Annotated in this window: 11 protein-coding genes; 6 read left to right on the forward strand and 5 right to left on the reverse strand. The window is 70.3% G+C overall.

Translation table 11 applies throughout. The features are described from left to right. Positions 1-5: 5 nt before the first annotated feature. The 3 genes from P2L57_RS30035 to P2L57_RS30045 all read right to left on the reverse strand — a co-directional run bounded on the left by P2L57_RS30035 (position 6) and on the right by P2L57_RS30045 (position 4,887). Positions 6-1,964 carry an RICIN domain-containing protein gene (locus P2L57_RS30035; protein WP_275819789.1) on the reverse strand — a complete coding sequence of 653 codons (1,959 nt, stop codon included), beginning with the start codon at positions 1,962-1,964 and terminating at the stop codon, positions 6-8. A gap of 250 nt (positions 1,965-2,214) precedes the next feature. Continuing rightward, complete coding sequence (locus tag P2L57_RS30040) at positions 2,215-4,020, reverse strand: sigma-70 family RNA polymerase sigma factor (RefSeq protein WP_275819791.1); 1,806 nt, start codon at positions 4,018-4,020, stop codon at positions 2,215-2,217. 111 nt (positions 4,021-4,131) lie between these two features. Further along, entirely contained in the window at positions 4,132-4,887 is a 756-nt protein-coding gene (locus P2L57_RS30045; protein ID WP_275819793.1) for an SDR family oxidoreductase, read from the reverse strand. Between the two features lie 202 nt (positions 4,888-5,089). Between P2L57_RS30045 and P2L57_RS30050 the strand changes: the two genes are divergently transcribed. After that, positions 5,090-5,335 carry a hypothetical protein gene (locus tag P2L57_RS30050; RefSeq protein ID WP_275819795.1) on the forward strand — a complete coding sequence of 82 codons (246 nt, stop codon included), beginning with the start codon at positions 5,090-5,092 and terminating at the stop codon, positions 5,333-5,335. Positions 5,336-5,438: 103 nt separating this feature from the next. Here the strand turns inward: P2L57_RS30050 and P2L57_RS30055 are convergent, their stop codons facing one another. After that, entirely contained in the window at positions 5,439-6,038 is a 600-nt protein-coding gene (locus P2L57_RS30055; RefSeq protein WP_275819796.1) for a hypothetical protein, read from the reverse strand. Positions 6,039-6,135: 97 nt separating this feature from the next. Further along, positions 6,136-6,705 carry a hypothetical protein gene (locus tag P2L57_RS30060; protein WP_275819896.1) on the reverse strand — a complete coding sequence of 190 codons (570 nt, stop codon included), beginning with the start codon at positions 6,703-6,705 and terminating at the stop codon, positions 6,136-6,138. A gap of 131 nt (positions 6,706-6,836) precedes the next feature. Between P2L57_RS30060 and hemL the strand changes: the two genes are divergently transcribed. From hemL to P2L57_RS30085, 5 genes are all read left to right on the forward strand, one after another. Beyond that, entirely contained in the window at positions 6,837-8,144 is a 1,308-nt protein-coding gene (hemL, locus tag P2L57_RS30065; RefSeq protein ID WP_275819898.1) for a glutamate-1-semialdehyde 2,1-aminomutase, read from the forward strand. A 32-nt stretch (positions 8,145-8,176) separates the two neighbouring features. Then, complete coding sequence (locus P2L57_RS30070; RefSeq protein ID WP_275819798.1) at positions 8,177-8,821, forward strand: histidine phosphatase family protein; 645 nt, start codon at positions 8,177-8,179, stop codon at positions 8,819-8,821. Positions 8,822-9,042: 221 nt separating this feature from the next. Beyond that, positions 9,043-10,272 carry a polysaccharide deacetylase family protein gene (locus P2L57_RS30075; protein WP_275819800.1) on the forward strand — a complete coding sequence of 410 codons (1,230 nt, stop codon included), beginning with the start codon at positions 9,043-9,045 and terminating at the stop codon, positions 10,270-10,272. A gap of 128 nt (positions 10,273-10,400) precedes the next feature. Next, positions 10,401-11,018 (forward strand): TlpA family protein disulfide reductase, encoded by a 618-nt coding sequence (locus P2L57_RS30080; RefSeq protein WP_275819802.1) that lies wholly within the window; start codon positions 10,401-10,403, stop codon positions 11,016-11,018. A gap of 46 nt (positions 11,019-11,064) precedes the next feature. Further along, positions 11,065-11,787: a cytochrome c biogenesis CcdA family protein gene (locus P2L57_RS30085; protein ID WP_275819900.1), complete on the forward strand. Its 723-nt coding sequence runs from the start codon at positions 11,065-11,067 to the stop codon at positions 11,785-11,787. Position 11,788 lies beyond the last annotated feature (1 nt).

Consider the following 11,788-nt stretch of genomic DNA (forward strand, 5'->3'; position numbering starts at 1 on the left):
GGGGGTCAGGCGACCGGCTGAACGGTCCAGTTCTGGTAGCCCTGGTCATCGGGCTGCTGGAGCTCCAGCAACTGACCGCCGTAGTACTCGCGGCCGCTGATGCCGAGGGCGAGGGAGGAACCCTCGGGCGTGAGCGTGTAGCCGCCGCCGCTGGGAGTGAGCTTCCAGTGCTGTACGGCGGAGTCGGTGCACGGCTCCTGCATCACGAACTGGCCCTCGACGAGATCACCGCCAGGCTGCAGGCACTTGCCGGACAGCGCCGACTTGATCCGTACCAGACCGCTGCCCGCGTCGTCGAAGATCCACTGCTGGTTCGCGTACCCGGTGCGCTGGTAGCCGATCAGGACCGTACCGTCGTTGGTGGAGCCGCCCCACATGTCCGCGGACTGCCCGGTGAGGCTGTTGAACATCAGGTACGGCTTCCCGGGCTGGGTCGTGCCGTCGCCGGAACCGCCCTGCTTCAGCGTGTGGAAGGCCGCCTGGTGGCCGGGCGTGGAGACGTTGCCGTTCTGGTCCCGTACGGCGATGGCGAGGGTGTAGGCGGTGTCCGGCCGCAGGTAGACCACGCGCGCCACGGTCGACCGCACGGTGCCGAGCGAGTGGCCGTTCAGCACGATCTCGTAGCCCGCCGCCGAGGAGACGGCCTGCCAGCTGACCGTGGCCGAGTTCTGCGTCACCTGGCTGACCGCCGCGTCCGGTCCGCTGGACGTCGAGGTGGACGTCGGGGACGGCGTGGGGCCCGGGTTGGGGTTGGGGCCGGTCCCGTTGGCGCCGATCAGGAACTGGTTGTTGGCCACGTTCCAGTGCGAGGACAGATAACTACCCGTCTTGGGGTTGGTGTTGAAGTAGTCGTCGTGCCGGCAGTCGAGTCGCTCGGCGTAGACCGGATCCGCACATACGACGTGCATCTGCGGATAGTACGGGTAGTCCGAGTAGCACATCAGGTCGTTGGTGTCGGTGCAGTGGCCGCCCTTGCTGGAGTCGGGGGCGCTGTTGTTCACCGCCCCGAGGTTGTGGCCGAGTTCATGGGCCGCGGTGGCACCGCTCCAGCAGCCGCTGTCCGTCCGTCCGTACGACGGGCCGAAGTTGCTGGTGTTGTCCTGCCCGGGACGCTCGTCCCCGTTGAACGTACCGATGCCGCAGTACACCTGCGCGTCGGCGAAGACCATGTACTTGCGGTCGCGGCGGTTGAAGCCCTGCGCGGCCAACGCGTCGTTGGTGGCGCCGAACTCCTTGAGGGTCGAGGCCGACAGTTCGACGTCCAGCACCGATACCGTGCAGTCCGACTCGGTGACGAACCGGACGTGGCGGGTGCCACCGGTCTCCTGCGCGCTGGCGTTGTAGATGACGTCGGTGTCCGCCGCCCACTTCTTGAACGACGGCAGGTACTGCGCGTACCGGTCCTGCCCGGGGGCGTGGGCGTACAGCACCTGTACGCGGTTACCGGTGATGCCGTCGCCGTCGCACGCCACCTTGGAGCCGGACGGCGTGTCGGCCCGCGAGGACGGTTTGGTGGAGGCCGCCACGGTGGAGCCGTTGCGGGCGTCCAGCACCGGCGGCGCGCCCTTCAACAGGTCGGCGGTGGACGGGTTCTGCGCCGTGGTCTGGCCGCCGTGCAGCACCGGAGCCTTGGCGGACGCCTGCACGGCGGGCGCGGTCAGCTTGTGGATGTCCACACCCTTGGGTGCCGCGTCCGGCCCGTGCGTACACAGCCGGGCCTTGGCCACCTGGTACTCGCCGGTGCACCGGTCGTCCTTGGGGGCGGCGACCAGACCGGCGTAGACCATGCCGCGACGCGGGTCGCTCTTGGGCACGGTGCGCAGCGGGGTGGGCGGTTCGTCGTGCTGCGGGGTGGCGGCGGGGGCGGCGGGTACGGCCACGGCCGGTGCCGCCGTCGTCGGCCGCCCGCCGGTTCCGGCGCCGACGGCGACGGCGCCCGCGACGAGCCCGGCGGCGGTCGCCATCGCGGCGGCGAGGAGGACGCCGCGGCGCTTGCGGGTACGCCGGTGGGTGGCTCTCGGTATCTGCCTTCTGTGCGCGTTTCCGCGCGTCTCTCTGTGTGACAACGCCGTCACCAATCTGGTCAATTTTGGATCAACAGGGCGGATATCGGGTGTGCTTGGCGGCGGGGCTGGCAACGCCCGCGCGCGGCGACACCCGTGTGGGGGTAAGGGGTATGGGGTGGGCGGAGCGGTCCGCGGACCTACCGAACGGTCACAGCCGCGTTCCGAAGTCCTGGGTCCACCAGGGGCCGCCGGAGCCGTAGTCGACCCCGATGCCGACCTCCTGCAAAGAGCAGTTGAGGATGTTCGCCCGGTGCCCCGGGCTGTGCATCCACTCGTCCATCACCTGGGCCGGGCCCTGCTGCCCGTAGGCGATGTTCTCCGCGTAGGCGCTCCACTGGTATCCGGCGGCGGTGATGCGGTCGCCTGGACCGGCGCCGTCCGGGTTGGTGTGGTCGAAGAAGTGGCGGGCGGACATGTCGTCGGACTGCCGCTGGGCCGCGGTCTGCAGCGCGTTGTTCATGCGCAGCGGCGCGCAACCGTGTTGCCCGCGTGCGGCGTTGAGCAGGTACAGCACCTGCTGCTGGACGGTCGGCGGCGGCGCCGTGGTGGGGCGCGGGCGGGGGCGGGGTGCGACGGGCCGGTGGGTCGGCGGCTTCGCCGTCCTGGTGGGCCGCGGGGTCGGGGTGGGGCTGGGGGAGAGGGAGACGGCGGGCGGCGGTGTGGTCCGCGCGGCGGCCACGGGAGCGGCCGGGGCCGGATCATCCGGCGCCACTGTGAAGTACAGGGCCCCCGCGAGAACGGCCGCCGCGGCCGCGCCCGCGACCCGCGGCCGGTTGCCGAACCGCCGCCGCCCGTGCCGGCCGGACGGCCGCCGGGGCGCGTCCGCCGAGTGCCGTCCGGCGCTGTGATGACCCGCGGCCGGACCCGGGTTGGCGGCGGCGCCGCCGTGGCCGCCCGTGCTCTGGGCGGGGATGCTGTGCGGCTGGCCGGTAGCGGCTGGGCCGTGGCCGGTGGCGTGCGGGGTGCCGGTGGGGTGCTGCCAGGGCGGGGTGGCGTGGCTGGGTGCCTGGGTGTTGCCGAATGCGTGGGTGGCGGCTGCGTGGCCGCCGGCCATGTGCCCGCTCGCGCCGTGGGCGCCCGCGCCGTGCCCCGCAGTTCCGCTGTGTCCCGCGGTCCCGCTGTGTCCCGCGGTCCCGCTGTGTCCGGTGGCCGCGTGGAGGGCCGAGGGTATCGCCCCGCCGCCCGCGGCCAGGCCGGCCGGTAGCGGGAGGAGCGCACAGCCGACCAGGAGGCCCTCGGCGGGGACCAGATCGGTCCACTGGCCGCAGCAGGCCGCGCACTCGCGGGTGTGGCGGGCTATTCGCTTGCGCCACAGGGCGCTGGGCGCGCCGTCCCAAGCCGCCGTGACCAGATCCAACTCCGTGCAGCGCGGTACCGCCCACAGAGCGCGGACCACCACACGGGCGGTCTCCAACTGGGCCTTCATCCGCTGGATCCGTACCGCGGCATGCTGCGGGGAGAGCTCCAGCGCGATGGCCACCTCCGCGCGGGTCAGCTCCCCGGCGGCCTCCAGCCACCACAGCGACAGCAGCGCGCGGTCGTCGGCGTCCAGCCAGCGGGTCGCCTCGGCGACCTGGCGCCGCTGGCCGGACAGTCCCAGCCGCACGATGGTCAGATCCACGAAGTCCGCGCCGGGGTCGGCCACATCAAGGGCGTCGTCCAAGCCGCCACCGGTGGAGCCGAGTTGCCGGAACCGCCAGTTCCGGCGCACCTGGTTCATCGCGATGGCCACCAGCCACGACCTGAAGCACGCCGGATCACGCAGCCCGGCGAGCCCGTCGATCATGTGGAGCATGGTCTCCTGCACCACATCGTCGACGTCCGGGTGACCGTTGAGCGCCCGGCCGACGACGTTGTACACCAACGGCAGGTACTCGGCGACGAGTTCGTCCTGCGCCCGAGGGTCCCCGCTCTGCGCCGCCACCACGGTGGTGGCCCCCCGTGTGTTCTCCACGCCCGTCCACCTTCTTCCCCGGCCTCGCGGCCAACATCTCTCCGACACATGGGAGATCTGGTCAGCGGACCGGGATAACGGAAAACCGCCGAAGATTTTCTGGCGGGTGCGTCAGCCCTCGCGGTGCACCTTGTAGTTGGACGCCTGGGCGCGTGGCCGGACGACCAGCAGGTCGATGTTGACGTGCGAGGGACGGGTGACCGCCCAGTCCACCGTGTCGGCGATGTCCTCGGCGGTGAGCGGCTCGGCGACGCCCGCGTAGACGGCGGCGGCCTTGTCCTCGTCGCCCGCGTAGCGGTTCTTGGCGAACTCCTCCGTCTTGACCATGCCCGGCGCGATCTCGATGACCCGTACCGGCTCGCCGCACAGTTCCAGGCGCAGCGTCTCGGCGATGACATGGGCGCCGTGCTTGGCGGCCACGTAGCCGCCGCCGCCTTCGTAGGTGGCCAGGCCCGCGGTGGAGGACAGCACGACGATCGTGCCGTCGCCGCTGGCCCGCAGGGCGGGCAGCAGGGCCTGGGTGAGGTGCAGCACGCCGAGGACGTTGACCTCGTACATGGCACGCCAGTCGGCGGGTTCCGCCGCGTCGATCCGGTCGGCGCCGAGCGCGCCGCCCGCGTTGTTGACCAGTACGTCGCAGCGGTCCAGGCTCGCGGCGAAGGCGTTCACGGCCGCGCGGTCGGTCACATCGAGGGCGTGGGCGACCGCCTCCTGGCCCGCCTCCGCCAGCTCGGCGGCGAGCGCCTCGACGCGATCGGTGCGGCGGGCGGCGAGCACGACGCGGTATCCGGACGCGGCGAGCCGACGGGCCGTGGCGGCACCGATCCCGCTGCTCGCTCCGGTGACTACTGCGGTGCGGCGGCTCATTCTGCGCGTCTCCCTCGGTGCGTCCGGATCTTTGTGCGGTCAGCGTAACGCCGTACCGGAACCACCTGTGGCTGACTGATCCGGCGGGCCGCCCGCCGCGCCCGGCGTGGGCGTATGAACCGCGGCGCAGTCGACCGCCCCCGCGGCATCGGCCGCACGCCGAGGCGCGGACCGTGCCGCACGGCCCGGCGGAGGGGGAGCGGTGACCGTACCCGTCGGGGTTCTGCCGCCCGCCCGGGAAGCGGCGATGACCGGCCGCTGGGATCCGGCCCCGCTGCTCGCCCTGGCCGGGCTCGTGGAGCGGTCCGGGTACGACTCGCTCTGGGACGGCGACTCGCTCGCCGCACGTCCCCCACGCCCCTGCCCGGTCCTGCTGGTCTGTCCGGATCCGGCGCCCGGCATCGCCACCATCCCGCCGCCGCCCCCGCATCCGCCGCACCACCACTAGTCGCCCGACTCGCCTCCGAGCCCCGACGGGCGCCCGTACAAGGGCAGTTGACCGTCAACGGGTACGAATCGGTCGGCGCCCGCGGGCCACGGCTGGGTGCCCGTCATTCCGCGGTCAACACCAGGCAGACCAACTCCCCGTTCTCGTCCCGCCCTTCGTAGCAGCTGGCGTTCTCGGCCTGCACCGGGAACGCCAGGACGTTGGAGCCGGTGTCCGGGTTGACGGTGATGTCCACCCACGGTGCCCGCCCGGCGGCCTGTGCGGCGGCCAGTTCGGACGCGGCGTGGGTCAGGAAGGCGTCGAGGTCGGGATAGTCGGCGGGCCGGGGGCCGGAGAACCGCAGGGAGTCCATGGCGGCGTCGTCCCACAGCAGCCCGATCTCATGGGTGAGAGGCTGGGCGTCCTCGTAGGCGTCCTCGAACGTCGCCCTCGCGATGACCTCGGGGTCCGCCAGCGGGATCACCGCCATGCTGACGTAGGCCGCTCCCGCCGCGGCGGTCTCCTCGCTCAGCCGCGCCACGCCTATGTACACCGGGTGCTTGCCGTGCGGCACTCCACCGCACGTGGACCACTCCGCCGGGTCGGGTTCGCTGAACACCACGGCTCCGGCGACCACCAGGTCACCGGCGCGTTGGAACTCCTGGGGGCGGTCCCCCACGAACGTCACGTACTCGTCTGCGAGCTGCCACAGCAGCGCGTCCAATGCCGCGGATACTGTCAGACGACGCTGACAACGCCCGCCCCGGCCAACCGGCCTTCGTAGGACCAGCGTCGCTGGCCCTACCCCGCGAACCCCCGCCTCACGGCCATACCAGGCAGTACATCTGATGCCCCGTCTCATGACATCGCTGGGCGAAGTCCTGCCATTCGTGGAGCATTTGGTAGATCACGAAGGCGTCGCGGGGGCCCCGGCGGTCGGGGACGGTGGACCAGATGAAGGCCGCGGCGCCCAGTTGTTCCTCGCCGGCCTTGCGGAGGGGCTCGACGACATTGACGGGAAGTTTCACCACGGCGTAATCGGGGTGAAGGACGACGAGTTCCAGCGGTGGAACCTTGGCCAGGGGTATGCCCTCGATGCCGGTGAGCACCATCGCTGACATCGTTTCCGGTTTGACCTTGGTAAACATGCCGTTGCCGAGTTCATCGCCACCGAGTTCCTCGGGGCGCATGGAGATCGGCACCCGAGCCGCTGTGGCGCCGTCGGGCGCGCCGAAATACTTGTAGGTCACCCCCACTCGGCCACCCCTGTTTCCACCCTCCGTGGCTCGCTGGCGCCCCGTTCCAGTGGTTCGGCGCCGTTTGCCGGTGGGGCGGGCGTGCTGGGGTTCACGGTCGCCCGTCCCCTCGCCCAGTTCGCCACCTGGCTGCATTTCACTACCCGACCATTCGCAAGCCCAACCGCGCAACCCGATCATCGTCTCAGATACGAGGTCGAGACCTGATGATGAAACGCCCGGCCCGGCGAAACGGTTCAAGCCTCTGAGACCATGTGTATGTGAGCATTCCCTACGCGTACGAAGCACCAGTCTCGCAGACCCTCTTCGACCGGGCTGCCGCTGTGACGCCTGGTGGCGTGAACTCTCCGGTCCGCGCCTTCCGGGCGGTGGGTGGTACGCCCCGTTTCATGGTGTCCGGTACCGGTCCCTACCTCACCGATGCCGATGGCCGGGAATATGTTGACCTGGTGTGCTCGTGGGGACCGATGATCCTCGGGCACGCGCACCCGGCCGTGCTCGAAGCGGTACAGGCCGCCGTAGCGCGCGGTACGTCCTTCGGCACGCCCGGTCAGGGCGAGGTCGAGCTGGCGGAGGAGATCGTGGCCCGGGTGGCGCCGGTCGAGCAGGTGCGCCTGGTCTCGTCGGGCACCGAGGCGACGATGTCGGCGATCCGGCTGGCCCGCGGGTTCACCGGCCGGGCGAAGGTGATCAAGTTCGCGGGCTGCTACCACGGGCATGTGGACGCGCTGCTGGCGGCGGCGGGCTCGGGGGTGGCGACCTTCGGCCTGCCGGACACCCCGGGCGTGACCGGCGCCCAGGCGGGCGAGACCATCGTGCTGCCGTACAACGACCTCGACGCGGTACGGACGGCCTTCGCGGCGCACCCGGGCGAGATCGCCTGTGTGATCACCGAGGCCTCGCCGGGGAACATGGGCGTGGTGCCGCCGCTGCCCGGCTTCAACCAGGGCTTGGCCGACCTGTGTCGCGACAACGGCGCGTTGTACATCTCCGACGAGGTGATGACCGGCTTCCGCGTCTCGAAGGCGGGCTGGTTCGGGATCGACGGGGTCACCGCGGACCTGATGACCTTCGGCAAGGTGATGGGCGGCGGCTTCCCGGCGGCGGCGTTCGGCGGGCGCGCCGATGTGATGGCGCACCTCGCCCCGGCCGGGCCGGTCTACCAGGCGGGCACGCTGTCCGGTAACCCGGTGGCGACGGCGGCGGGCCTGGCGCAGCTCCGGCTGCTGGACGACGCGGTGTACGGGCGGGTGGACGCGGTGGCGGCCCAGGTGGCGTCGTTGGTCGGCGACGCGCTGGCCAAGGCGGGCGTACCGCACCGGGTGCAGACCGCGGGCAATATGTTCTCGGTCTTCTTCACCGAGGAGCCGGTCACCAACTTCGACGAGGCCAGGGCCCAGCAGTCGTACCGTTTCATCCCCTTCTTCCACTCGATGCTGGCGCAGGGCGTCTATCTGCCGCCGTCGGCGTTCGAGTCGTGGTTCGTCTCCTCGTCGCACGACGACGCGGCGATCGAGCGGATCGCGGCGGCGCTTCCGGCCGCCGCCACAGCAGCGGCGGAGGCCACCCAGTGACCGACAATCAGGACATCACGGTTGTCCATCTGATGCGCCACGGCGAGGTGCACAATCCGGAAGGCGTGCTCTATGGCCGCCTGCCCGGCTATCACCTCTCCGAACTGGGCCGGAAGATGGCAGACCGGGTCGCCGAGCATCTGGCGGACCGCGACATCCGGTATGTCGTCGCCTCGCCGCTGGAGCGGGCGCAGGAGACCGCGGCGCCGATCGCCGCCGCCCACGAGCTGGCCGTGGCCACCGACGAACGGCTGATCGAGGCGGACAACGTCTTCCAGGGCAAGACCTTCGGCGTCGGCGACGGCGCCCTGAAGAAACCGGCAAACTGGAAATATCTGACAAACCCCTTCAAGCCAAGCTGGGGTGAGCCGTACATCGAGCAGGTCGTACGGATGATGGCGGCGCTCGGCGCGGCACGGGACGCGGCGCGCGGCCACGAAGCGGTGTGCGTCAGCCACCAGTTGCCGATCTGGGTGGTGCGCAGCTTCGCGGAGCGGCGGCGGCTGTGGCACGACCCGCGCAAGCGGCAGTGCACGCTGGCCAGCCTGACCAGCTTCACGTACCGCGGCGACAAGATCGTTTCGGTGGGGTACAGCGAGCCCGCCCGCGATCTGGTGCCCGCGCATCTGCTGGCGGGTGCAAAGGCCAAGGGGGGCGCGAAGGGCTTCGGGGCCTAGCGGGCCCGCGGGGCTTCGAAGCCCCGCGGTATTGATTCCATGAAGAACATGTAGCGGCCGGATGGCGATTTCCCGCCACTCGGCCGCAGTGTGATTTTCCGCCAACTGGCCAGGAACCATGGGACGGAGCGTGCCGTCTTATCCCGCGTGAGTGCGCATTGCGCACTCACAGTGATGTGACGACGGCAGTAGAAACACGACCGCGGACGGCGGGAAACAGCATGCGTTCGATGACCCGGAGGGGCTTGCTCACTTTGACCGCGGGGGCCGCCGTGGGAGCGGCCGCCGGATGCTCCAGCAGCAACTCGTCCAAACCCGACACGGCCGCGCCGGCGGGCGGCGGCTCCGCGGGCCCGAGTCAACCCGCGGGCACGCCGATAGGCGACGGCTCGACCTCCGACACCGGACCGCAGCCCTTCCAGCCGGCCGCGGAGCGGCTGGAACCCGGGCAGACGCCCCCGCAGTTCGTGATCTTCTCCTGGGACGGCGCGGGCGAACTCGACAACGGCCTGTTCCAGCGGTTCCGTAAGCTCGCCCAGGACCACAACGCGAAGATGACCTTCTTCCTCTCCGGCCTGTACTGCCTGCCGGAGTCGAAGAAGCACCTGTACCGGCCGCCGAACAACCCGGTGGGCGCCTCCGCGATCGGGTACTTCAGCGACCAGCACATCAAGATGACCCTTGAGCAGGTGCGCAACGCGTGGCTGGAGGGCCACGAGATAGGCACCCACTTCAACGGCCACTTCTGTGACGGCCACGGCTCGGTCGGCAAGTGGACCCCAACCCAGTGGGAGAGCGAGACCCAGCAGGCCGTCGACTTCGTCACCAAGTGGAGGACGAACACCGGCTTCACCGATGTGCAGTCGCTGCCGTTCGACTACCGCAAGGAAATGGTCGGCGGCCGCACCCCGTGCCTGCTCGGTCAGGACAACTGGCTGCCGACCGCGAAGAAGCTCGGCTTCCGCTATGACGCCAGTTCGCCCGGCGGCCTGCAGATCTGGCCGACGAAGAAGCACGGCATATGGGACCTCCCGCTGCAGCAAATACCCTTCCCGGGGCGGAAGTTCGAAGTCCTGTCGATGGACTTCAACATGTTGTACAACCAGTCGCAGAACGCCACAAAGAGTGACCCGCGCAACTATCCCGGCTGGCGCGAGCAGGCGACCGGGTCTTATGTCGGCGGTTTCCAGCGCGCATACGAAACCAACCGCGCGCCCTTCTACATCGGCAACCACTTCGAGCAGTGGAACGGCGGCATATACATGGACGCCGTCGAGGAAGCCTTCAAGCAGATCGCGGACGAGAAACGGCAGGACGTCCGACTGGTCTCGTTCAAGCAGTACGTGAACTGGCTGGATGCCCAGGACCCCCGGCTGCTGGCCAAGCTGCGCACCCTGAACGTCGGCGAGAAGCCCAAGGAAGGCTGGCAGGCCTTCACCCAGAACGTCTGACCCGCGCGACTGCCCCGCCCCCGCCACGCCTCGCGGGTGGCGGGGCGTTTTAGCTGGTGGGCAGGGACTTGTAGGGCAATGTCGGGGGGTGCTAAAGGGCGCCGGAACTCCCATGCGAAACTTTTCACATGAGTCTGACGCGCCTCCCGCAATCGGGCCCCCGCCGCCGCGCCGCCGCGCTGGTCACGGGAGCCGCCCTGGTGCTGGCCCTTGCCGGGTGCGGATCGATGTCCGGCGGGTCGTCGTCGGGCTCGTCGGACACCAAGTTCGTCCAGGGCACCGGCCAGATCACCACGGTGTCCAAGGCCGACCGGCCCACCGCGCCTGACATCTCCGGCAAATCGGTCGACGGTCAGCAGTTGTCGCTGTCCCAGTACAAGGGCAAGGTCATCGTCCTCAACGTCTGGGGCTCGTGGTGCGACCCGTGCCGCGCCGAGGCTCCCAACCTCGCCCAGGTCGCCAAGGACACCGCGGCCAAGGGCGTGCAGTTCGTCGGCATCAACATCCGCGACTACGACACCGCGCAGTCCAAGAGCTTCGAGCGCAGCTTCGGGATCACCTATCCGAGCTTCTTCGACCCGGACGGCAAGCTGCTGGTGAAGTTCCCGCGCGGCAGCCTGCCCCCGCAGTCCATCCCCACCACCTTGATCATCGACCGTGACCAGAAGATCGCGGTACGCGCGCTCAAGGCGCTCACCACCGACGACCTGCGCAAGGCGCTCGACCCGATCGTCGCGGAGAAGTGACGTGACCTTCCTGGCCGCCGCCGGCACCGCGCCCAACCAGACCGTGATGTCCGGGGCGCTGCTGCTGGCCATCCCCGTCGCGCTCATCGGCGGTCTGGTCTCCTTCTTCTCGCCCTGTGTGCTGCCGCTGGTGCCCGGTTACCTCTCCTATGTGACGGGGGTCTCCGGCGCCGATCTGGGCGACGCCAAGCGGGGTCGGATGGCGGCCGGGGCCGCGCTGTTCGTGCTGGGCTTCACCGCCGTGTTCGTCTCCGGCGGCGCGTTCTTCGGCTTCTTCGGCACCACCCTCCAGGCGCACAAGGACGTCATCACCAAGGTGCTGGGCGTCCTCACCATCCTGCTCGGGGTGGCCTTCATGGGGCTGGTACCGGGCTTGTTCCAGCGCGAGTTCCGGCTGCACAAGCGCCCGGCCGTCGGGCTGGCCGGGGCGCCGGTGCTCGGTGTGCTGTTCGGGCTCGGCTGGACGCCGTGCCTGGGGCCGACGCTCTCCGCGGTCAACGCGCTGTCGATCAACCAGGCGAGCGCGGGCCGCGGTGCGCTGCTCACCGCCGTCTACTGCGTCGGCCTGGGGCTGCCGTTCATCCTGGCCGCGATAGCGTTCCGGCGGGCGCTCGGCGCCTTCGCGGTCGTCAAACGGCACTACGCCTGGGTGATGCGGATCGGCGGCGGCATGCTCGTCGCGGTCGGTGTGCTGCTGGTGACGGGGGCCTGGGACCGGATCGTCTACCAGATGCAGATCTGGGCCACCGGCTTCAATGTGGGGATCTGAT

Origin of the sequence: Streptantibioticus ferralitis, from assembly GCF_029223525.1 — a bacterium.
GTDB lineage: Bacteria > Actinomycetota > Actinomycetes > Streptomycetales > Streptomycetaceae > Streptantibioticus_A > Streptantibioticus_A ferralitis.